The organism is Ruegeria sp. SCSIO 43209, from assembly GCF_019904295.1.
GTDB lineage: Bacteria > Pseudomonadota > Alphaproteobacteria > Rhodobacterales > Rhodobacteraceae > Ruegeria.
Map to the genome: position 1 here is coordinate 89,623 of NZ_CP065360.1, position 20,870 is coordinate 110,492.

At 54.6% G+C, this 20,870-nt stretch carries 22 protein-coding genes; 9 read left to right on the top strand and 13 right to left on the bottom strand.

Annotated features, from left to right (window positions below; genetic code table 11):
- Window positions 1–3: 3 nt before the first annotated feature.
- The 4 genes from I5192_RS18630 to I5192_RS18645 form a co-directional block, all read right to left on the bottom strand.
- The gene (locus tag I5192_RS18630) at window positions 4–285 is read right to left on the bottom strand and encodes a hypothetical protein (protein WP_170474368.1); all 282 of its coding nucleotides are present in this window, start codon (window positions 283–285) and stop codon (window positions 4–6) included.
- A complete protein-coding gene (locus I5192_RS18635; RefSeq protein WP_255612187.1) occupies window positions 282–965 on the bottom strand; it encodes a lytic transglycosylase domain-containing protein in 684 nt (227 codons plus the stop codon). Before I5192_RS18635 ends, I5192_RS18630 begins: the two co-directional genes overlap by 4 nt.
- 463 nt (window positions 966–1,428) lie before the next feature.
- A complete protein-coding gene (locus tag I5192_RS18640; RefSeq protein WP_170602109.1) occupies window positions 1,429–1,842 on the bottom strand; it encodes a thermonuclease family protein in 414 nt (137 codons plus the stop codon).
- Between the two features lie 49 nt (window positions 1,843–1,891).
- Complete coding sequence (locus I5192_RS18645) at window positions 1,892–2,248, bottom strand: hypothetical protein (protein ID WP_172978556.1); 357 nt, start codon at window positions 2,246–2,248, stop codon at window positions 1,892–1,894.
- A gap of 419 nt (window positions 2,249–2,667) precedes the next feature.
- Between I5192_RS18645 and I5192_RS18650 the strand changes: the two genes are divergently transcribed.
- The 8 genes from I5192_RS18650 (at window position 2,668) to I5192_RS18685 (ending at window position 10,989) form a co-directional block, all read left to right on the top strand.
- Window positions 2,668–3,126, top strand: coding sequence for a hypothetical protein (locus tag I5192_RS18650; RefSeq protein ID WP_223118401.1), 459 nt, complete (start codon window positions 2,668–2,670; stop codon window positions 3,124–3,126).
- A gap of 366 nt (window positions 3,127–3,492) precedes the next feature.
- Window positions 3,493–4,782, top strand: coding sequence for a helix-turn-helix domain-containing protein (locus I5192_RS18655; RefSeq protein ID WP_152460690.1), 1,290 nt, complete (start codon window positions 3,493–3,495; stop codon window positions 4,780–4,782).
- 187 nt (window positions 4,783–4,969) lie between these two features.
- Window positions 4,970–5,923 (top strand): autoinducer binding domain-containing protein, encoded by a 954-nt coding sequence (locus I5192_RS18660; RefSeq protein ID WP_152460691.1) that lies wholly within the window; start codon window positions 4,970–4,972, stop codon window positions 5,921–5,923.
- A gap of 359 nt (window positions 5,924–6,282) precedes the next feature.
- Entirely contained in the window at window positions 6,283–7,110 is an 828-nt protein-coding gene (locus I5192_RS18665; protein WP_152460692.1) for a winged helix-turn-helix domain-containing protein, read from the top strand.
- 117 nt (window positions 7,111–7,227) lie between these two features.
- Window positions 7,228–7,782: a tetratricopeptide repeat protein gene (locus I5192_RS18670; protein WP_254705420.1), complete on the top strand. Its 555-nt coding sequence runs from the start codon at window positions 7,228–7,230 to the stop codon at window positions 7,780–7,782.
- A gap of 474 nt (window positions 7,783–8,256) precedes the next feature.
- Entirely contained in the window at window positions 8,257–8,733 is a 477-nt protein-coding gene (locus I5192_RS18675; protein WP_152460693.1) for a plastocyanin/azurin family copper-binding protein, read from the top strand.
- A 280-nt stretch (window positions 8,734–9,013) separates the two neighbouring features.
- Entirely contained in the window at window positions 9,014–10,528 is a 1,515-nt protein-coding gene (adh, locus tag I5192_RS18680) for an aldehyde dehydrogenase (protein WP_370644470.1), read from the top strand.
- A gap of 71 nt (window positions 10,529–10,599) precedes the next feature.
- Window positions 10,600–10,989 carry a DUF779 domain-containing protein gene (locus I5192_RS18685; RefSeq protein WP_152460695.1) on the top strand — a complete coding sequence of 130 codons (390 nt, stop codon included), beginning with the start codon at window positions 10,600–10,602 and terminating at the stop codon, window positions 10,987–10,989.
- A gap of 33 nt (window positions 10,990–11,022) precedes the next feature.
- Here the strand turns inward: I5192_RS18685 and I5192_RS18690 are convergent, their stop codons facing one another.
- The 4 genes from I5192_RS18690 to I5192_RS18705 form a co-directional block, all read right to left on the bottom strand.
- Window positions 11,023–13,230, bottom strand: a complete 2,208-nt coding sequence (locus I5192_RS18690) for a PAS-domain containing protein (protein ID WP_152460696.1) — start codon at window positions 13,228–13,230, stop codon at window positions 11,023–11,025.
- Window positions 13,231–13,233: 3 nt separating this feature from the next.
- On the bottom strand, window positions 13,234–14,403 hold the full coding sequence (locus I5192_RS18695) for an FIST N-terminal domain-containing protein (protein ID WP_152460697.1): 1,170 nt from the start codon (window positions 14,401–14,403) through the stop codon (window positions 13,234–13,236).
- 52 nt (window positions 14,404–14,455) lie between these two features.
- Complete coding sequence (locus I5192_RS18700; RefSeq protein ID WP_152460698.1) at window positions 14,456–15,133, bottom strand: response regulator transcription factor; 678 nt, start codon at window positions 15,131–15,133, stop codon at window positions 14,456–14,458.
- A 142-nt stretch (window positions 15,134–15,275) separates the two neighbouring features.
- On the bottom strand, window positions 15,276–17,042 hold the full coding sequence (locus tag I5192_RS18705; RefSeq protein ID WP_152460699.1) for a PQQ-dependent methanol/ethanol family dehydrogenase: 1,767 nt from the start codon (window positions 17,040–17,042) through the stop codon (window positions 15,276–15,278).
- Between the two features lie 176 nt (window positions 17,043–17,218).
- On the opposite strand from I5192_RS18705, the gene I5192_RS18710 reads away from it, so the two are divergent.
- Window positions 17,219–17,773: a hypothetical protein gene (locus tag I5192_RS18710; RefSeq protein WP_152460700.1), complete on the top strand. Its 555-nt coding sequence runs from the start codon at window positions 17,219–17,221 to the stop codon at window positions 17,771–17,773.
- On the opposite strand, the gene I5192_RS18715 is transcribed toward I5192_RS18710, so the two are convergent.
- From I5192_RS18715 to I5192_RS18735, 5 genes are all read right to left on the bottom strand, one after another.
- Window positions 17,774–18,169, bottom strand: a complete 396-nt coding sequence (locus I5192_RS18715; RefSeq protein ID WP_152460701.1) for a cytochrome c family protein — start codon at window positions 18,167–18,169, stop codon at window positions 17,774–17,776.
- Window positions 18,170–18,293: 124 nt separating this feature from the next.
- The gene (locus tag I5192_RS18720) at window positions 18,294–18,833 is read right to left on the bottom strand and encodes a sel1 repeat family protein (protein ID WP_152460702.1); all 540 of its coding nucleotides are present in this window, start codon (window positions 18,831–18,833) and stop codon (window positions 18,294–18,296) included.
- Window positions 18,834–18,907: 74 nt separating this feature from the next.
- Window positions 18,908–19,699, bottom strand: coding sequence for an ABC transporter permease (locus I5192_RS18725; RefSeq protein WP_152460703.1), 792 nt, complete (start codon window positions 19,697–19,699; stop codon window positions 18,908–18,910).
- Window positions 19,696–20,415 (bottom strand): ABC transporter ATP-binding protein, encoded by a 720-nt coding sequence (locus I5192_RS18730; protein ID WP_152460704.1) that lies wholly within the window; start codon window positions 20,413–20,415, stop codon window positions 19,696–19,698. Before I5192_RS18730 ends, I5192_RS18725 begins: the two co-directional genes overlap by 4 nt.
- Window positions 20,412–20,864 carry a hypothetical protein gene (locus I5192_RS18735; RefSeq protein ID WP_152460705.1) on the bottom strand — a complete coding sequence of 151 codons (453 nt, stop codon included), beginning with the start codon at window positions 20,862–20,864 and terminating at the stop codon, window positions 20,412–20,414. The genes I5192_RS18730 and I5192_RS18735 overlap by 4 nt, the downstream gene beginning before the upstream one ends.
- Between the last annotated feature and the right edge of the window lie 6 nt (window positions 20,865–20,870).

Below are 20,870 nucleotides of genomic sequence, written 5' to 3' on the forward strand. Positions count from 1 at the left end.
CGATCAGGCTCCGATGAATGTATCGGCAAGGCCAATGACGGCACCCACAACAATCGCGACCACTGGACCCTTCAGCGAGCCCCAACCGAACACATAGGCAAGACAGCCCCAGATGAAGCCGACAGCGGCAAGGCTGACGCCAACAACCTTGGAGTCGGCCAGCGTTTCGTTGATAAAATCGCCAATGGCATCTTGCAGCCAGCCAGCGGAGGCGGGAGCTGCACTGACGATAATCATTGCCAGCGCGAAGAACGCGGTCTGTTGGATGAAGTGGGTTCTTTTCATGAGGAAGTGCTCACTTTGCTTAGGATGATCCGCACGTAGTTGCGGGTTTCGGTGAAGGGGGGGACGCCGCCGTATTCGACGACGCGGTGAGGCCCGGCGTTGTAGGCGGCAAGCGCCAGCTTCCAGGTTCCGAACTCGCGGTACTGCGCCGCCAAATAGCGGGCACCACCGTCGAGGTTTTCTGCAGGGTTCTTTGGGTTCACGCCCAGGTCTTTCGCCGTTCCGGGCATGAGCTGTGCGAAGCCATAGGCACCCTTGGGCGACAGAGCATCAGCCTGATACCGGCTTTCCTGCCAGACCAGCGCCATGAACAACTCTGCCGGAATGTCATGGCGTTCCGCCGCTGCGTGGATTTCTTTAACGATCCGCTCCTGCGACCAGCCGCCCGAGGATCTGCGAGGCCGCGGTGCCTTGCCCGCAATCTCGATCTTTTTCTGTGGCTTGGCCTTCGGAGCTTCCGGTTTTTCATCGAGAGTGTACTCGCGCATCCGGATTGGACAGACGATGCCATTAACGATTTCTGCCCGCGCACCGTTCAGAAACACGCTGCCGTCCGGTTCGTATTCGATGACCTGTGCACTGGCATCCGTTCCCAAAGTCGCCGTCAAGAATGCCAACAACGGCCAAACGGCGTTGATCCGACATCTGTTTTCGGTGAAGCTTTTGATGGAGCTGGTCACTAATTTGTCCTCCAAATTAGGTCAGTAGTTTTTACATAATTACTATTATGGGGTTCGACATCAGGTCATCTGGGCCGTGGGAAAAGGGTGCCGGGACACAACACGGAACCTTCAGAGGCGCCGCAAAAAACCAATGTCTGGTTCGGATCTCTTAGTCGGATGGCCTAGCTGAAACGTTCGGATGTCCCGCTCGCCCAAATCGTCAGACAGCGCTAAGCGGTCGGAGGTGCAGGCACGTTGTCCAGGGTCGCACCCATTGACTCTGGCGCGGTGCTGTCCGATCTAAGATCGGCATCTAGGGTTACTGTTTTTACCATAGTACAGTTCTCTCTTGATGTTTGAGGAATGCCCGGATGGATTTGGGGCGTTTCTTGTCCTGTCGGTTGTTGGCGCAATCGACAGGACCGCTCACTGCTCGGTGGTTTTGTTCCATTTTCTGCAAGTCGTCGCTCAGTCCTTTCGTCTAGCCGCACCAGGACCCGCGTTTGCCGCCCGAATAGGGTCGCGCGAGACCTTCGGATATCAGAGTTTTCCCTATCTCCTGACCACCTGAACGTCCGACCGCGAGGAAACGGTCATGCACGTCCAGGTCTGGTTGGATAACCAATTCTATCTGCCCACTGGTCTGAATGATCTCCGTCAGGCGGTCTTTGGCTTTCAGACCCAAAGCTCTCTCGGCCTCACATTGTGCGCGGAAGGTCTCAGGAGTGTCGAAACCGATGAGGCGGTAGCGGTCATCACCGTGGTCGATGGTGTCACCATCAACGGCAATCACCTCGGATGCGCTCAGGGTTATTGTTTGTTTTGATGGTTCAATCCAGACCGCAACAAAAAACAAAGACGCGAGTGTAGCGCTGAGAAACAAGAGCCGTTTCATGTGCCCTGCCCCAGTACTTTTGATGAGCCGGGTTCTCGAACGTGACCGATCAGGTTTTAGTTTTCGCGTCCAAGGCTTGGGCTGCTTCGAGACCCTCTGGGGTAATCGACTCGATCGTATAATCTGATTTGACGCAGAGAATGCGCCCGTCGCCAAATTCCTGGTGATGCTTAAAAAGCCCCGGCCAAAGATCGAACTCTCTGGGCTCAGCGCCCGCGCGAGAGATCTTCGACTTGCACAAGGCTCCGACATAGTTCGGCGAGCTGTAAATGCAGTGGTACTTAGGTCGTCCAAGGGAAGCGAGTCCGATAAATTCGTAGCGGCATGTAAAGGGAACCTGATCTTCTTTCAGGCCCCGGACCATCTCGATGGTTACCACAGTGTATTGTCTCTTGTTGTCCGCCATGACGACCCCCTATGGGCCGTCTTCTACATCCAAAAGTTGTGGACTAAAACACAATCTACGTCAATATAAGAAAGCACTCCAATATACGATATTAGATTGTCAGAAATATATTGGCCGGATATTGCTTAAGCGATTCGCAAGCAGGAGAGACCATCTTGAAACACTCAAAATCCAGGAATAGAACTCGCGCGAAGGCCCTTGCAGTTGCACTCGCTGTACTGCCGGCCACGCAGGCCAGTGCCTATCCAATTGACTGTGCCATATTCCTTTGCCTCGCCGGGGGTTGGCCAAGTTCGGCTGATTGCGTCGCAGCCAAGGCGGAGTTCATTCGGCGCATCACTCCCTATCCGGTAGAGCCTCCGCTGCAACTTTGGCGCTGTCCGATGAATGCATCAGACAGCACCTCCAACTTGAGTCCTATGGAACGGTTGGAAGCAATCAAACGCAGTAGCGCCAACCCTATTCCAGAACTTCCATCTGACGATACCACTGAGCCATTGCTGGTAGATGTTGCGATCTCAACAGAAGCGATCCAGGCATTTCATGGCCAATCCGGCGATAGCTTTCAAGCCACACCGATCAGCGTCGATCTTTCCTCACCCGATTTCGACGTTGTGAGATCCATCAGGGTTTGGGATGTGCGCCACTACAGCTATCGCCGTCATTCGCGAGAGGGCGACTGCGAGCGTTCGCTTGATCTTGTGGTTGGCAGCTATGGCGATCATGCGAGCTTTCAATGGTCCGATCACGCTCCTGCGCCGATCCCAGCCTGGCTGCCCCTTGGCAATCGCTGCGAACCTCCCAGCTACTTCCGTGGCGTTGGCGTCGAGTGGACCGATACATTCGGGTTCAGCGATTATGAACTCATCCGATACTGAGGTTCTTACCTGCGGCACAACGCGTTACTTCTGGCTATGCCACCAAAATCACCAGCTGCACTTTTAAACCAGGCCGATTGGCCCGGAGGAAAAGCTTAATCCCAGAAACAAAAACCCCCGCAAGGCGGGGCCTCAGCGGGGATCTTCTTAAGTCAAGTTTGATCACCTGATTTATAGGAAGTTCCCAAAATTCTGACAAGGATAAACGCATCTGTGCGAACGGTTTTTCTGTGTTTATTTGCTGAGGTTCAACCTGCCTTGCTTCCCCAAAGAGAAGCAGACTATGAGACCCCTTAACCATACCGAACACCCTGCCCCGCTAAGCTGCGATGCCAATACTGACCTTTGCCAAGGGAAGCCAATACGATGAGCTTTCGGCAGATCGCATCCGTCCATCACCACGAAAATATACGCTTCCACAACGGCCTTCCCGAGGGTTGGAATCGAGACAGGTTTCGGCAGCTCTGCGTGGGATATGCGCAGATCAGAGGCGCATCAGCCCATTGTATTCGCACCTTAGAGATCATCATCGATATGATTACGCCATGTGCTTTTCGAGACCCGTCTCAGGAACCCTTTTGCTACGCGCGCCAGGAAACCCTCATTGCCGGTCGAGGCGTGACAGATCGGACAATCCACAATCACGAACGAGAACTGGAAATGATTGGCCTGCTCGAACGCAGGCTTGGTGCAAATGGGGCGCGTTGTAAGCGCAAGGGGCTCGGCCTCTTTCTGACCCCTGCCCTAAACCTCATTTCAGAGATGCGCGACGCAGACGAGCAAAGCAAAGCCGAGAAGAAAGAACATGACGAGCTGCGCGGGGATCGATCACGGCTTTACCGACATGTGAAACACAGCTTGGCAGTGTTTGCCTCGCTCCCCTGCAGTCCTGAAGGCCTGGAAGACATGATGGGGGAACTTCGATCCTGGCCGCGTGCCGACAAGCTGAAATACATGTCGCTGGATGGGCTCAGATCACATGTTCAGGCAGCTCACGATCTTTGGAAGCGGATCGAAATATATGTTAAAAAACCCGGTGAATTTTCGGGTGAACCCGAAGCCTGTTTCGGGTGCCATATACAAGACCAAATTGAAGAAGAAATTCTGTCTTGTAACGCCGATGGCGAAGTTACAATGCCCTCGGCTGAAGCCTCGGAACCAGATTGTTCTGGCTCCGGGCCTTACGGCCCTCCGCATTGCTTAGAAAGCAATCATCCGACAGATACGGCATCAAGCAAGGCCCAAAAACTACCGCAGGTGAATAACCGCATCCTATATGAACTGGCCTCACCCGAGCTGCGTATGCATATCGATATCGCCGGTGGCGGAGATCAGAATTCCAGCCCGTCGCTCTACGCGATTGAGACCGGCGTTTCGGCGCGATTGTCGGAGATCGGCGCCAATGCCTCCGCATGGCATACGGCGATTGACCGTTTGACCGTGATGGGTGCAATCCTGGCCGGGTTGATCATAGACGCGAGGCTGAGTGATCCGCGCCTGCCGCCCGTGGTTAATCCGGGCGGATACCTTCGCGGTATGGTGCGCGCAGATGAGCGCGGGGAGTTGAACCTGATTTCCAGTTTCATGGGTTTGTTGGCACGAAGAGCCCGGGAGGAGGAAGACGGGTTTCCGCAAGACCCCAAGAAGCGGATTTAACCGTGTCGGGTTGCGCGCTGCCAGCTTCTCCAATTCATGTGTCTCATCGGCAGGTTTTTGCTCTGTTTCCGCCTCCAGAACAGAAGCGTATTCAAATCTGTGATTGGCTACGGGAAATCCCGAGTGGTTTGTTCAGCTTTAGGTTGCTAATCGGCCTCGACGGCAACGCGGAACAGGAAGACGGTCTATGAAAATCGCGGACATTGGCAATTCTGAACTGGATTTCAGACAGACCGGGGAGGCGCGCCTTCAGGAAATTTGTTCCAGGTTTGAGCTGGAGAATGCGTCCTACGCCCATATCGACAAGCATCACAACGTTGTCCACGGTTGCACCACGTTCCCGGCCGAATGGGTCAGGCATTACGTCGACAACGACCTGGTTCTGATTGATCCCCTTATTCGATTTGGCGCCGCAATGATTGCCCCGATTGATTGGGCTGTGTTTGATGATCAGCGTGAACACGCACCGCTATTCGATGCAGCGAGAAAATTTGGTGTGGGTCAGCACGGACTATCCATTCCGGTTATCAATCCGTTTGGGGAGCGTGGCGTCTTTACGGTTACCTCCAACCTGCGCCGTTCCGACTGGGACGCCTTGGTCGGGAGTATGCTCCCTGCCCTTCGCCACGAAGCGCAGGTCCTGCATCTACTCGCGCTCGATGTGATTGATACGGTTTTCAACTTTCCTACGGATGCGTTGTCCGATCAGGAGATGGATGTTCTGAAGATGCTCGCATCAGGATTGATCCCATCCGTAGTTGCTGGCCAGACGGGGCTCTCCTCCAGAATGGTGCATGCTTTGACGTCTTCGATCGTCACAAAACTCAAGTGCCGGACAACGGAACAAGCAGTGGCGAGAGCTGTCAGCACAGGTATTCTTAAATGGACCGATTTCTTTGCCGACCCGGTCGCCGAACTTGCGGATGTTGAAGGACAGACCCTTTGCGGCGGGATCGTGCGTTGGTCTGGAAGATCACACGAGTTGATCACCTTTGAAGATGGTCGAACGGTGCGGAACTTGGATAGCTTTCAGGCGGTTCAGGTCCAGGAAATTGCCAAAGACTTCAATCTGGATGCTGAAAGGATCCTCGAAGAACTTGGGCCCAACCGGGATCAATGCGTGTGGATCAGGCATCTCTGAGTTCGGCCCACGTGCACCGCTTGATTTGCAAAATTGTGAGCAGGGGCAAGTTTCACATAATTTCACCTATCGGTGTAATCAGCTGCAAAAGGGTGGGTTCATGCAATCCATCGACCAACCCGCACTATACTACTTGAGGCTTTGGCAGTTCCGCGAGATCAGCTCAAAATTCTCCTCAATGACGTCTGTATCGCACATGTGGTAAAGACAATAATTGCTCCGTCTCAGAGTTTAATCCACTCGGCGTTCGGGATAAATGCGGTCTGTCTGCAAATTTGGACCCCTAGATCATATCCCCTCTCAATAACCTGCACAAATGTCTAATTTGGCTTTCACTGTGCTTAGCTTAGGCTGTTCGTATGTTTCGGATAGCAGTAGGTATTGGCGCTTTTGGTGCCATCTGTGCGGTAGTCTTTGTTCGGCTTAATGATCCTTGGGTCATTGCGGAACAGAAGGCAGAAAGCGACGCGAAGATGATCGCTGAACTTATCGATACTCCCGATAAGATCAGCTGGCACTTGACGGAAGATATTCCGCTGCTTCGTGCTTTGGTTTGGAACGCTGACGGACAACGCCAATACCCGCCGATAGCTGGAATGGTGCCTGTTCCTTACACGTTTTCCGATGAGGCAGAAACCGAACTGGCCTATTTTCAGGTGCAGACCCAAACTCCAATATGGGCACCATTCGACGTTGAAAGCAGCCAACTGCTTTATTGTCGTACAGCACCGCCCGTCTGTCTCATCTATGAACGCGCGTCACTAGAAGAGTACTTAGAACTCACAAGTGGTGCGCTGGCGTCGAAAGGATCTAACCAACTGGCGCTGTTGCTTTTGACTGCGATAGCAAGTCTGTTGGGCTTTGTTTACATTTGGTTCAGACAAACAGAAAGAACCCGATCCTCGGGGTTCAAGCTTGATCCCAAACGCTATGTTGTTCAGCGCGACTCGCTGCAAGTTTCCCTCACCCCACGCGACGTAAAGTTGCTCTCGCTGCTGCAAGAACGGGTCGGCACGGTTGTGACGAAAGACGAGCTCTTTGACAGAGGGTGGGCGCGCGAGTACACTCCCAACTCGCGTGCCTTGGACCAACATATAATCAACCTGCGCAAAAAGCTGGATCCGGACAAATCCAGACCAGTCCTTATTGAAACTGTGCACGGTGTCGGCTACCGCTTCGTTGTCTAGCGACCTATTTTGCAATTTTTTTGCCCGATTCTGACACACAAGTATGCGCGATGCGGTTAAATGGAAACATGCACAGAAACTGTTCTGAACTTCAGCCATTAGTAGAATGTACCCGCTATGAAACTTGTCTACCTACCACTTATGTTCCTTATCTTCGCAAGCGAGAGTTACGCCGAAACACCCATCAAAACGGAAGACGATTTTGGCACGCTCAATCCTGATGACACAGGTAAAGAGATGATTGTGCGGAAGATAGAGATGGGGGTGATTGACTCTATCACTTGTTCCCTTGGGATAAATGTCACAAAAAACGACGATTTTGAACTGGCTCGGAGGCTTACCAGAGAATGCGCCGAAGCTGGCTTTGCCAAGGCTATGACCTGGATGAGCCAGCTTGAAAACAACGGACTAGGTGGTGAATACGATCCAGACGCGTCGGCAGAATGGGATCGACGTGCCGCAGAGGCAGGCGACCCCGTAGGGAAGTTTAACCATGGCGTTAACTTGATGCGGGGGCATGGCATTTCGCAAGATACTGAACTGGGGCGTCGGTATGTTGACGAAGCGGCAAGCGATGGGCTTGATGTCGCCAGAAAATTGCAAGGTGCCGATTACGATCTGGATGAAATAACACCAGATGCGGACAACTGGAAGTATGCGCCGCTATTTTGAATCGAGCCAAATAGATCCCATTACATCCTCTCGTTTAACCTGGCGATACAAGAATTCGCACCAGCGAAGTGGCGGCAAACGCAAGTTTGAGCCCGTCCAACATGCTTTAAGTCGTTTTAGACTGTAACCAGAATGCGGATCGCAAGATAGTTTACTATTTTTCAATGATTTAGTATCCTTGACCTCCGTGGGTTGCGGGCCCAAAAACCACAGGAATTTGCTGCATGTCCCATGCTTTCAGATACCTGAAAAGCATGAACGTCTAGCAAGGTAATCCGTGCCAATATTTCCATGACTTTCGCCATTTTCGTTAGATCGCGGCGTTCGACCAAAGCATCATGGACGGTTTCTTGGACATGAATTTAGAAACAAAGTCGCGGCAAAGGACCAACCCAGTTCGCAACACGCCGCCGGATGAATGTGCGCATTCAACGCCACTAAACGTGGTCTTGGTTCGAGAGAGAAGGAAAGAATATGATACTGACGCGCAGAACTTTATTGGCGACCGGCACGATGTTTTTGGCAGCTCCCTACGTCCGGGCTTCGTCTCCTGTTGTTGTGGACATGCTGAACAAGCATCCTGATGACCCCAAACAACGACAGATTTTCTTGCCCAGACTGGTCGTCATAGATCCCGGTCAGTCTGTTTTGTTCAAGGCGACGGACCCGGGGCACAATGCGGCGTCCGTTGACGGGATGATCCCGGAGGGTGCTGAACCTTGGGAGGGAAAAATTGGCAAGGATATCGAGGTCGAGTTCACGCAACCCGGTGTCTATGGATATGTTTGTACACCGCACGCAGCCGCGGGGATGGTGGGCGTCGTGGTCGTTCAGGGTGAAGGAGCACTGGATAACCTGGAAGCAGCAAAAGCCGTCAAGCAGCGCGCCAAGGGGAAACGGGTGTTCGCCGAAATCTGGGAAGAAATCGATCAGCTTGGGTTGAGCGGCTGAGCCGAAAGCCCCCTATCAGTCCAGTGACATCTAAAACTCCAAACAGGTCGGCGCATGTATGACTGGCCTGTTTTCTTTGGCCCGCAATGCTGCTGGACCCTTCGAAAAATCTGTACGACCAAAGCATTACTATTTTAGTCGGATATGTAGATTCAACTATCCGTGATAGCAAGGCGACCATACGTCAGAACAGTCAAACCGGGTTCCGTGCGCCTTTTGCGCAAGCCACAAGCCAGAGCATGGTCCGATCCGGAACCCAAGGAGGAATGCCATGAATGAGATGACCAATCTGCAAGCGACCACAAACGCTTCGCCTTTCGCAACCCGCTATGACAATTTCATTGGCGGAGACTTTCGAGCGCCGGATTCAGGTCAGTACTTTGACAATATCAGCCCAATCACAGGGGGCTCAATTGGCCAGATTGCGCGCTCTGGTGCTTCGGATATTGAGGCAGCGCTGGACGCTGCTCATAGAGCTGCCGATGGTTGGGGTGCGACCAGCGTGACCGAGCGCGCCAATACACTGATGCGAATTGCGCAGAAACTGGAAGACAACCTAGAGCTTCTGGCCATCTGCGAAACATGGGACAACGGGAAAGCCATTCGGGAAACACGGGCCGCGGACCTGCCGCTTGCGATTGATCATTTCCGGTATTTCGCAAGCGCGATCCGTGCTCAGGAAGGCACGATGGGCGAAATTGACCAAGACACGGTTGCCTATCACTTTCACGAACCACTGGGCGTCGTCGGGCAGATCATCCCTTGGAATTTCCCGCTGCTGATGGCGGCCTGGAAACTAGCACCTGCCATCGCAGCAGGAAATTGCGTGGTTCTGAAACCGGCCGAGCAGACACCTGCAACCATCATGGTTTTCTGCGAGTTGATTGCGGATATTCTGCCTGCAGGAGTGTTGAATGTGGTCAACGGTTTTGGTCTTGAGGCAGGCAAACCGTTGGCCACATCCAACCGCATCGCCAAGATCGCCTTTACCGGAGAGACCACAACCGGTCGACTGATCATGCAATACGCGACCGAGAACATCATACCAGTGACACTGGAATTGGGTGGTAAGTCTCCGAACATTTTCCACAAGGATGTTCTGAACGAGGACGATGCGTTTTTTGACAAGGCCATCGAAGGTTTCGTGATGTTCGCGCTGAATCAGGGCGAGGTCTGCACATGCCCAAGCCGCGCCTTGATTCACGAGGACATCTATGAGCGCTTTATCGAACGGGCCATCGAACGGACCAAGGCCATCGATTGCGGCGACCCGCGTGAAGGTGGAACCATGATGGGGGCGCAAGCCTCTTCCGAGCAGAAAGAGAAGATTCTTTCCTATCTTGATATTGGTCGGCAAGAAGGTGCTGAAGTGCTGACTGGCGGCAGCGAACGCCAGATGCCGGGAGATATGGCGAACGGGTATTACATCGAGCCAACAATCCTGAAAGGCAACAACAAGATGCGCGTCTTCCAAGAAGAAATCTTTGGCCCCGTGGTGTCGGTGACAACATTCAAGGATGAGGACGAAGCGCTAGAGATCGCGAATGATACGCTGTACGGGCTGGGTGCAGGTGTTTGGTCGCGCGATGCCAACAAGTGTTACCGCTTTGGCCGCGCAATCAAAGCCGGACGTGTCTGGACAAATTGCTATCACGCCTATCCTGCCCATGCCGCATTTGGTGGGTACAAGCAGTCGGGGATTGGACGCGAGACCCATAAAATGATGCTGGATCATTATCAGCAGACCAAAAACATGCTGGTCAGCTATAGCCCGAACAAACTCGGCTTCTTCTAAGGTGATCCTGAATTTGTAGACTTATTGGCGGGGCGAGCATGGCCCCGCCCATCCTTCTTTGGAGGTAAGCAATGGACCCCAAGATTACATGTGTCTCGGATGACGAACCAATTGCCGGTACCGATCCGAATGCGCGGGTTGTCGCGACGGAGGGCGCGCTTGAACTGCTGAAAGAGATTCAGGTGCGCAATGGTGAGGTCATGTTTCATCAATCCGGCGGATGCTGCGATGGCTCCTCCCCGATGTGTTATCCCAAAGGTGAATTCCCGCTAGGAAAATCAGATGTAAAGCTTGGCGATATTGGCGGGGCAGAATTCTATATCTCAGGCGCACAATACGAGGTCTGGAAACATACGCAGATTATCCTTGATGTGGTGCCGGGGCGCGGCGGCATGTTTAGCCTCGATAATGGTACCGAGAGGCGATTCCTCATTCGATCCCGGCTTTTACCTCAGGTCTAGATGCTCCACCTTCGAACGGGTTGTGAAGCCGGGTCAACGCGACAACAGACTGCTCAATTGGTGTTTAAGCTCTTTATCGTTGATCGGTTTGTGGATCAGAGTCAGGCCGTTCGACTTACATTCTTCGGCCGTTTCCAGTGATCTGTTTGCAGAAATGATCAACGCGGGCATGCTGCCGAACTCGGCCTTTATATTCCAGACCGCTTCTGTTCCGGTCTTTCCATCATCCAACTGAAAGTCTACAACCATCGCATCGGGCGAAATCTCGATTTCACGTAACAGGTCGACGGCTTGAATTTCGCTCGCTGCTTCAATAACATCAACGTCCCAAGACTCCATCGTGATGGCCAATGCATTTCTGAGATCCTTGTCATTTTCGATCAGCAGGACAATTGTGTTAGTCAACTGACCAGCTCTTTGCTCCTGTATCTCTGCGGATGAGTCTCTTGAGTAATCTTGTCCCTGCACGGTCGGCACCTCAACTGAGAACGCCGTACCTTTTCCCAGTTTGGACCTAAGGTGGATCGGGTGGTTCAGTAATTCGCAAGCGCGTTCGACAATGGCCAAACCAAGGCCCATGCCCTGCGCCGCGCTGGCATCGGAATGCAGGCGTTGAAACTCTTGGAATACGATCTCGCGCTGGTCAGCTGGGATCCCTACTCCAGAGTCCAGCACTTCGATGGAAATAGCATCCTTTCGCCTTCTGACCCCAACCAAAACCTTACCTGTTTCGGTGTACCGGATCGCGTTGGACAGTAAGTTCTGAAGAATGCGCCTGAGATAACTGGCGTCGCTTTTTACCAATGCTGTGGTCGGAACGACCCGCAAGTCCAACCCTTTCGCCTTCGCAACAGGCCGAAAGGCATCTTCCATCTGTTTAAACACTTCACCAACGGGCACCGCCGAAAGATGCACTGCCGCTTTGCCTGAATCCAGTTTCGAGATGTCCAACAGTGCTTCAAGGATGTGTTCGACGCTGTTCAGAGCGCTTTCTGCCTTAATTGCGACTTCATGGGTATCAGTTTCACCCAACCCATTTCGAAGGGATGCGACATATAGTTTTGCCGCCGAGAGGGGTTGCAAAAGATCGTGGCTGGCTGCAGCTACAAATCTGGACTTTGAAGCATTCGCGCGCTCAGCCTCGCTTAATGCTTCTGCCAATTCTACCGTCCGGGCCTTAACACGATTTTCCAACAAGTTCTTTGCGTCTATCAGGGCTTGCGCCGATTTCCTTTCGGCAGTGACATCCGTAAACGAAATCACAAAACCTTTGTCCGGCATTTCCTGCGCAAAGACCAACAACATTTTGAACCGGCCCCGGTCCATTTCAAATTGCAGAGGTTCGCGTTCCGTCTGGGTGTTCACCCAATAGAGCAAATCATGCTGGGTAAATCCGTCTTTGAAAGTGACATCGGCGCTCAGTCGGTTTGTCAGGGTCTTGAACTGTGTTCCCATCTGAAATTGCGACACCGGGATCGCCAACAACTCAGAGGCCCGGTTGTTCCAGCCAATAAGGCGATGCTTACTGTCGAAAATACAAACACCTTGCTCAATATGTTCCAGTGTCGCGCGGATCAGGCTGGCTTTGTCGTCAAGAATTCGATCTCTTTCCTCTCGTTCGATCCGCATAATGTCTGAGACATCCGTCTGCAAGATCACTGTACCCCCATCCGGTGTCCGATGTTCGGAAACCTGAATCCAGCGGTTCCCACTCAGGCGTACGTTGAACACAACATGATCGTCCGCGTGGCGCGCGACACGGCGCTTAACCCAGTCTTGCGAAGTCAACGCCTTCGGCAGCGACAGGTACCTGGACTGGCTGACCAGTTCGACATATTCGACAAACCGCAATCCAGGACTGAGACGTTCCTTGATATCAGGCATATGCAGCCCGAAACGGCTGTTGCAAAGGACCAGTTTTTCGTCCCGATTGAACAGTGCAAAACCTTCTTGAACTGTCTCAATTGCATTTGCCAGATCAGCTCGGGCAGCTTCCGTTTCCTGATTGGCCTGCGCCAGTCTGGAATTTGAGTCATTCAGAAGTTCAAGCGCACGCTCCAGATCGTTGGTTCTGGCACGCACCTCCTGCTCAAGCATGGCCGCGCGCTGAAACTGGGCGTACGCAGCACCCGAAGCATCCGTTGACTTCTCAACCCGCATCATCAGCGCCTCGATGATCTTCAGCAGTTTTTCATTCTGCCGTTCTATCGGGTCCGCAGGGTCGGTAAGGTATTCAATCATGCCCTAGTCATCCTTGGGCGGGTATATCGCAACACCGGTCAGGGTTTGATTGACGTGGATCGAGTTGTATTGCTCTCCATAGGTCGAGAACCCGAAAACACGGTTATCCGACAGAATGCGCGATATGTCGTGTGTCTTCTGTTTTTCCTGCGCCTCAAGACGACGCAGAATGCAATCACAGGCCAAGATCGTGTCAGGCTGCTGCTTTTCGTTCAAAGCAGCAATTTCTTCTTGAAGATGTTCCACCATATCGCGCGGCTCGGCCAAAGTTAGAACCAGACCTTCGTCAATTGCCGAGAAGAAAACCAGATCACCATTGCCAGCGACGCGTTGGATGGCGCGGACATGATGCTGACCGCCAATCTGCACCACAACAGGATGCGCAGCAAAGGTAAAAGTGGTCAATTGTTCAGGGTCTTTACCCAGAATCCGAGCGTATTCCCGCGCTGCTGGTTCAGCGTTGATTTCCTGAACGACACGTTTGGCCGGATCAGCCTTGGTAACAACCATACGACGGGCTGCCGGTATCAAGTGGTCCGTTTTGAACACTTTGATCGGGCACCGCGTTCGCACCTGCACCAGAATGGCTGCGTTTTCCAGCGCGCGCCCGTCGTGCAAAACATATGTATGGCCAAAATCAGTCCCGTCGCCGGCTGACCCTCCAAACAGAGGCACTGGACCCAACCCCACAGCCAGTTCTGCCGTCAGCTTGTCTTCCTTGGTGGACAGCCCGTCAATCATGAGGAAGGTGAATTCGTGTTCCCAATCCGAACAGTCGCGCATCATGGCGTTTCGGTTTCGGATCATTTCGTTGATGATTCCCTCGGCATCAAAGTCATCCAAGTTCGATACAGGAACAGTTCTCGCTTGGAAATGCGAACGCGGTAAACCCATTGCTACGATCTGATCTTCGCCGTAACCGTATTCGCCCAACTCTCCCGCTGTCGTGCAACCGACCACCTGAGTGGGTGAGAATCGTTCTGCAGCCTCGGCAATAATTGTCTCGGCATCAGCACTTGGGCTGACAAACAATATGACCAAAGCCATCGGGTCATCGCCAAACGCATCTGCCAGGACACCGACCGGTTCCGTGGCGTCACAACTTGCAAAAGCCGTTCTAACTATACCGGATGAACCGGATTGGGCTGTCGCCAATCCGACTGCGTACTCCATCGTGCCTCCTCCCTAAAGCGCGACGACTTTAACGACAGTAAGACACCTTGCCTTATTCTTGCAAGACGCTGGCAAAAGACGCTTTCTTTGCAATCAGAACAGCTTGCGTTCGGCTTTGAACCCCTAACTTTCGCATGATAGCAGTGACATGTGCCTTAACCGTAGTTTCAGCGATCGACAGGTCATAAGCAATTTGCTTATTCAGCTTGCCTTCACAAATCAGCTGAAGGATTCGCGCCTGCTGATTTGTCAACGTCGCTAGCCTGTTGATGGCGTCACTCTGTTCGTCGGCTTCTTCGTCTTCGACGAGAACGCATCCTTCGGGTAAGAATACATCTCCGGAATGAACTGTCTCGAACGCAGTTCGAAAAACCTCGCGCTGGCTGTGTTTCGGAACGTACCCTGCAGCACCCGCTTGTATCACCTGACTCACTACGCGATTGTCGGCGAGTGACGAAACCACAATGACCGGGGCATTGGCCGCGGCCCTTAGTCGAACCAGACCGTCAAGCCCATCTACATCCGGCAAGTTGAGATCCAACATAACAGCGTCTGGCTTCAACCCACCTGACAAAAGCTCCATGGCCCGTTCCAGACAGTTTGCGGTATGAATTTCCCCAATCTCAGCGACGCTTTGCAGCGTCATCGACAACGCATCGCAGAACAACGGATGATCGTCGACAATCAGAACATTCTCAAAATCATTTTGTCTGGCGGGTTCTGCAAGCATAAGAGGCGCCTTTGCAATGTAACTCTCTTTGTTCCAAGGCTAACAACCCCGGCGTCAAACGCCTATTGGCCGAAGGTCGTAGATCACAAAAACGCGCGCCCGACTGGCGGGCGCGCGATCTTTTTGGGGGTCAGGGCTCGGCTCAGTTCGCCGAGGCCAGTTCCTTGGGCAGGCGGAAAGTCCACAACGTGCCTCCCTGGTTGAGGTAGTTGACCTTCTTGGCCACTTCACCGCCCCACAGCGGAACCGCACCGCCCCAGCCGGATATGATCGAGACATACTGTTCGCCATCCTGTTCCCAGGTCACAGGCTGACCCACGATGCCCGAGCCGGTCTGGAACGACCACAGCTTTTCGCCGGTTTCGTCATCCAGCGCGATGAACTCGCCTTCGGGGGTGCCAAAGAACACCAGCCCGCCAGCCGTCGTCATCACACCTGACCACAGCGGCGCGTCGTTCTTGTATTCCCACTTCCACTCGCCGGTATCGGGGTCAATCGCCTTGAGCGAACCGATGTGATCCTCGTAGTTCGGCTTGATGGTAAAGCCCGCGCCCAGATAGGCCGCGCCTTTCTTGTAGGTGATCGGCTCATTCCAAATGTCCATGCCCCATTCGTTCGAAGGCACGTAGAAATTACCGGTGTTCTGCGAGAAGGCCATCGGCATCCAGTTCTTGCCGCCCAGGAAGGACGGCGAGGCAAAGATGACCTCACCCTTGTTGCCATCAGCCGCAGCGGCCGGATCACCGGGACGGTTGTTTTCGACAAAGATCGGACGGCCGGTTTCATCAATTCCGTCGGCCCATGTAATGTCCTTGACGAAAGGTGTCGCCGAGACGAACCCACCATCCTCACGGTTCAGAACATAGAAGTACCCGTTCCGGTCGGCAGTGGCGAAGCGCTGGTTACCTTCGCGGTCGGTATAAGCGACCACTTCGTTCACACCGTCATAGTCCCAGCCTTCACGCGGGGTAGTCTGGAAATGCCACTTGATCTCGCCGGTTTTGGGGTCGATTCCGATACGGCTGGCGGCATAGAGGTTGTCGCCCTTGTTGCCCTCGGTCGGGGTGCCGGCATCGCGTAGCCAGCTGTTCCAGGGGGCCGGGTTGCCTGCGCCAAAGACCAGCGTGTCGGTGTCAGCATCGTAAGAGCCGCCCAACCAGGTCGCGCCGCCGCCGGTTTTCCACATGTCACCGGGCCAGGTCGCGTTCAGCTCACCTGTCATGGTGCTTTCTTCGCCATTCAGCGTGCCCATGTGACCTTCGATAACGGGGCGTTCCCAGACCAGATCGCCGGTATTGACGTCCCGCGCTTGAACCGCGCCGACGATGCCGAACTCACCGCCCGAGTTGCCGGTGATGACCAGACCGTCGACGATCAGCGGGGCAGCCGTATAGGAATAGCCCGCTTTGTAGTCGGCAATCTTGTCGCGCCAGACCACATCGCCCGTGTCCTTGTTCAGCGCCACGATCCGCGCGTCCAGCGTACCGAAAATGACCTTGTCGCCATAGATGGCAGCGCCCCGGTTGACCACGTCACAGCAGGGCAGAATGCCTTCGGGCAGGCGGGCATCGTATTGCCAGACCTCTTTGCCGGTCTCCAGATCAATCGCATAGAGGCGTGAATACGACCCGGTGATATACATCATCCCGTCATAGATCAGCGGCTGAGTTTCCTGTCCGCGCTGCTTCTCTCCGCCAAGACTGAAGGCCCAGGCCGGAAGCAGGTTCTTGACGTTGTCCTTGTTCAGCATATCCAGCGGGCTGTAGCGCTGCAAATGCCGCCCCATACCATTGGTCACAACCTGAGTTGTGATCGTTTGGTCATTGGCCAGATCGTCTTCGGTAACTTCTGCATAGGCCGCGCTGGTCGCGACAATGCTCGCAGCGGCGGCCATGATAAACCGTTTCATCGGTATCCTCCCTAGACTTATGTCTTTCCTCCACGCCGAATCTCCGACGCGTCGGGATTGTTGGCGAGAGTATTATTCGCAGGCAGGCACCGGTGTTGGAATTGCACATTGGTCGTAGGGCGCAAACGGCAGATTTCAACTAGGTTGGGCCATCTTATTTGATGCGCGAGGCTATGATGCGGAGGCTTTTCACTTGGTTTATCCCTGCGGTTTTGATCTGCGCGCAGCCCGCGCTGGCCGATCCTCTGTCGGGGCAGAAAGCCATTTCTCTGGTCGACGGAGAAGGCAACAAGTTATTGATCGGACACGTGACTTTCGATCCCAAGAGCGACGCCGTAGCCTATCAGATCGACCTGAGCGCGGGCCCCTTCGCAGACCATTTCCTGTCCATGCGCCCGTTTCGCTGTCTTGAAGGGGCGGACAAACACTGGTGCCATGTCCCCTACCCTTATGCTCTGCGGCGCGAGGTCTCGGACGACAATCTGACCGATATGGAATACGACCTGCTGTTTATCCACAAGGGCGCCACCGAATACGGCATTGATATGTGGAACGGAGTCTACTACCGCCTGCAACGCGACGGTGACCGCCTGGTCGGACAGCTGCACGAAATGGATATGGGCATCCTATCGGCCCCACCTGAAGACGGAGATCTCCGGCCCGTATCCGAGGAAGACATCCACGTGGCCGATCCCGACAGTCACTGGCTACCGAAGGTCGTGATCGACTAATCACTGGTCTGAGATGCTGCTCAGATAGGCCAGAATGAAGTCCTGCACCGTCCGGTCCTCGATCCCGACATGGCGCATCTTTGTGCCGGGCATGAATCCGTCATTGTCTTCCATCCATGCGCGCAAAGCGGCGGGTGTCCAGACGATGCCTGATCCGGCCAGAGCCTCAGAATACTCATAGCCGTCGACCGTGCCCGCCCTGCGCCCGACGACACCGTCCAGCTGAGGGCCATAGCTGGGATCGGTCGCGCCCGGCGCATGGCAGCGGCGGCATTCCGAGACAAACAGGGTTTCCCCCGCCTCGACCTTGACGCGGTCAAAGGTGGATTGGGCATATGCAGGTGCGGCTGAAGCTGCGCAGGCAGCAAGGCCAAGGGACAAGATGATGTGTTTCATTTGATCCTCCGAACGTTTGTCGGAGTATAGGCCCGCACCCTGGGCCCCAAGCTTGACGCATATCAAGAAATCAGGCGCGCGGCCTCATCCTTTGGTCGTAGAAAACGCAGAAAATCAGGTTTTTTCAGAACAAGGGCGCGTACTTCCACTCATCTGCGTCCGGCGTGACCTCGTTGGGATCATAGCCAGACTCTTGCAGACGTTTGGCGATCTTCAAGCCGTCGCTTGCGGCTTCATCCACATAGGCGCGGCCTAGCTCGGGGTCTTGCGCCACCCCGTGACCGCGCAGCAGGTTCAGACCATAGTTGAACTTGCCCACCGGATCGCCCAGATCAGCGGCGCGTTTGTCCCAGGCGGCGGCGGCATCGGGATCGTAGTCTCCGCCCAGCCCGTTATTGTCCAACTGCCCCATCCATGTCATCGCGCCGGTATACCCGGCATTGGCGCAGCTTTCGAACAGCTTGCGCGCCATCTCGTGCCGGCCGGATTTGGTGATGTAGTAGCCGGTTGCGCAGGTCGTCATATCGGTGACGCCATTGTCAATATTGCTCATGACGCGGCCAAATCCCGTGTCCTGCGGGTTGAGCGTGCCGAACTCATCCTCGACCGTCTGGGCCGAGGCGGCTGTGCCCAGAAACAGTAGTGCAAATGCGATACGGATCATGAAAGAACCCTCCGTTTGAAAGGCATACTAGCGCATCGGGGGGGGATTTCACCTCTGCTATGGTCGTAGACAGCTTAGCGTCCGGGGCGTTTGATCCCGCGGGCCGGATCATAGCCCCACAGCGCAAGGCCCAAAAACGCCAGACCGGCCAGGATGGTCCAGCCCAGGGCCGCGCCATTGAACTGACCATAGAGCGCAAAGCGGATCAGCTCGACTGCGTGGGTAAAGGGGTTAAGCGCGCAGATATCGCGCAACAGGGCCGAGCTTTCGGCCATCTTCCAAAGCGGGTAAAGCGCCGAGGACAGAAAGAACATCGGGAAGATGACAAAATTCATCACCCCCGCAAAATTCTCAAGCTGTTTGATGGCCGAGGACAAAGCCAAACCCAGAGCGCCGAGCATCAGTCCGGCAATGATCAGCGCGGGAAAGACGCACAGATATCCGTACCAAGGCATATCAATCCCGCAGATCGCGGCAACCGCCAGAAACGTATAGACCTGCAGGATCGAGATCGTGGTGCTGGCCAGCAGGCGGCAGAACAACAACCACCACCGCGGCAGAGGGCTGGTCAGCAGCAACCGCATCGACCCCATCTCACGGTCATAGACAAGGCTGAGAGAGCTTTGCATCCCATTGAATAGCATAATCATGCCGCACAGGCCCGGCACGATGTAGATCTCATAGGTGATATAGGTCTGATAGGGCGGCGTGATCGACAGGCCCAATGCTGCGCGGAACCCGGCAGCAAAGACAACCAGCCAGACCAACGGGCGTACCAAAGCGGCGATGAACCGGCTTCGTTGACGCACAAAACGCAGCGCCTCGCGGATCAGGATCGCGCACAGGGCGATCAGCGCACCGGTCATGTGGCGGCTCCGGTCATCGACAAAAACACCTTTTGCAGAGGTTGGTCGCCGGTGATGTCGCGGCAGGTGCCTTGTGTCAGCATCTTGCCCCGATGCAGGATGGCAAGCTGATCGTCGGGGGTGATCTCATCGGTCAGATGGGTCGCCCACAACACGGTCAAACCATCCTGTGCCGACAGATCATGCACATGTTGGGTGATGGCACTGCGCGCGGCGGCATCCAGCCCCACTGTCGGTTCGTCCAGCAACAGTACCGAAGGCGCGTGGATCAGGCAACGCGCGATCTCCAGCCGTCTGCGATGGCCGCCATTCAGATCGCGTGTGCGTTCGCTTGCGCGTTCGGCCATATCCAGACGTTCCAGCGCGGCGGTGATACGGGTCTCGGCAGCACGACCTGACAGGCCATGCAAGGCAGCGAAATAGCTGAGGTTGCGATGAACCGTGAGGTCCAGATCCAGCGTCGGCTGCTGAAACACCACCCCGATCTGCGCCAAGGCCTGACGGGGCTGTTTCGAGATATCGAACCCCGCCACCTCTATCACCCCCTGCGCGGTGGTGAACAGGCGGGTCAGAAGGGAAAACAGCGTTGATTTCCCCGCGCCATTGGGCCCCAGCAACGCGCAAAACGCGCCCTGCGGGACATGAAAGCTCACGTCATCAAGGGCGCGTTTGTCGCCATAGGCGTAGCTGACATTGCGGACCGAAAGCCCTGTCACTTAATGGTAATCTCCAGCCGCTGCGTTTCGCCGGTGCTGCCCGGCACTTTCAGATAGTAGCTGCCCGGCTTGATTGCGACAAAGCCTATTTCCATCTCTCCCGCCTCGTCGAATTCAACGGAATCGACGCCCAGAGGCCGGATTTCCAACCCTTCGACCACGATCTCATCCACCCAGATCGCGCGGAAGAACTCGGGCCCGACCAAAGCCAGTTCCTGACTGCCGTCGCCTTGAATTTCGAACTCATAATAGGTGCCGGATTTCAGCTCCCACGGCGCCTCGGCCAGAGGTACGCCGGCAGAAAGGGTGATTGGCGGCAGATCTTCCTTGTTCTTGGCTGACAGCAGACCCGCAAGACCAAAGCCGTCGTCATCATCATCATCGTCAGCCAAAGCTGCAGTTGGCAAGGCCATAACCATCATCGCGGCCACGCATATCAGTCGCTTCATCACTTA

Bases quoted from the DNA above. Each gene is read 5' to 3' on its own strand.
- I5192_RS18630 (WP_170474368.1), bottom strand. From the start codon at position 285: ATGAAAAGAACCCACTTCATCCAACAGACCGCGTTCTTCGCGCTGGCA.
- I5192_RS18640 (WP_170602109.1), bottom strand. From the start codon at position 1,842: ATGAAACGGCTCTTGTTTCTCAGCGCTACACTCGCGTCTTTGTTTTTT.
- I5192_RS18645 (WP_172978556.1), bottom strand. From the start codon at position 2,248: ATGGCGGACAACAAGAGACAATACACTGTGGTAACCATCGAGATGGTC.
- I5192_RS18650 (WP_223118401.1), top strand. From the start codon at position 2,668: ATGGAACGGTTGGAAGCAATCAAACGCAGTAGCGCCAACCCTATTCCA.
- I5192_RS18655 (WP_152460690.1), top strand. From the start codon at position 3,493: ATGAGCTTTCGGCAGATCGCATCCGTCCATCACCACGAAAATATACGC.
- I5192_RS18660 (WP_152460691.1), top strand. From the start codon at position 4,970: ATGAAAATCGCGGACATTGGCAATTCTGAACTGGATTTCAGACAGACC.
- I5192_RS18665 (WP_152460692.1), top strand. From the start codon at position 6,283: ATGTTTCGGATAGCAGTAGGTATTGGCGCTTTTGGTGCCATCTGTGCG.
- I5192_RS18670 (WP_254705420.1), top strand. From the start codon at position 7,228: ATGAAACTTGTCTACCTACCACTTATGTTCCTTATCTTCGCAAGCGAG.
- I5192_RS18675 (WP_152460693.1), top strand. From the start codon at position 8,257: ATGATACTGACGCGCAGAACTTTATTGGCGACCGGCACGATGTTTTTG.
- adh (WP_370644470.1), top strand. From the start codon at position 9,014: ATGACCAATCTGCAAGCGACCACAAACGCTTCGCCTTTCGCAACCCGC.
- I5192_RS18685 (WP_152460695.1), top strand. From the start codon at position 10,600: ATGGACCCCAAGATTACATGTGTCTCGGATGACGAACCAATTGCCGGT.
- I5192_RS18690 (WP_152460696.1), bottom strand. From the start codon at position 13,230: ATGATTGAATACCTTACCGACCCTGCGGACCCGATAGAACGGCAGAAT.
- I5192_RS18695 (WP_152460697.1), bottom strand. From the start codon at position 14,403: ATGGAGTACGCAGTCGGATTGGCGACAGCCCAATCCGGTTCATCCGGT.
- I5192_RS18700 (WP_152460698.1), bottom strand. From the start codon at position 15,133: ATGCTTGCAGAACCCGCCAGACAAAATGATTTTGAGAATGTTCTGATT.
- I5192_RS18705 (WP_152460699.1), bottom strand. From the start codon at position 17,042: ATGAAACGGTTTATCATGGCCGCCGCTGCGAGCATTGTCGCGACCAGC.
- I5192_RS18710 (WP_152460700.1), top strand. From the start codon at position 17,219: ATGCGGAGGCTTTTCACTTGGTTTATCCCTGCGGTTTTGATCTGCGCG.
- I5192_RS18715 (WP_152460701.1), bottom strand. From the start codon at position 18,169: ATGAAACACATCATCTTGTCCCTTGGCCTTGCTGCCTGCGCAGCTTCA.
- I5192_RS18720 (WP_152460702.1), bottom strand. From the start codon at position 18,833: ATGATCCGTATCGCATTTGCACTACTGTTTCTGGGCACAGCCGCCTCG.
- I5192_RS18725 (WP_152460703.1), bottom strand. From the start codon at position 19,699: ATGACCGGTGCGCTGATCGCCCTGTGCGCGATCCTGATCCGCGAGGCG.
- I5192_RS18735 (WP_152460705.1), bottom strand. From the start codon at position 20,864: ATGAAGCGACTGATATGCGTGGCCGCGATGATGGTTATGGCCTTGCCA.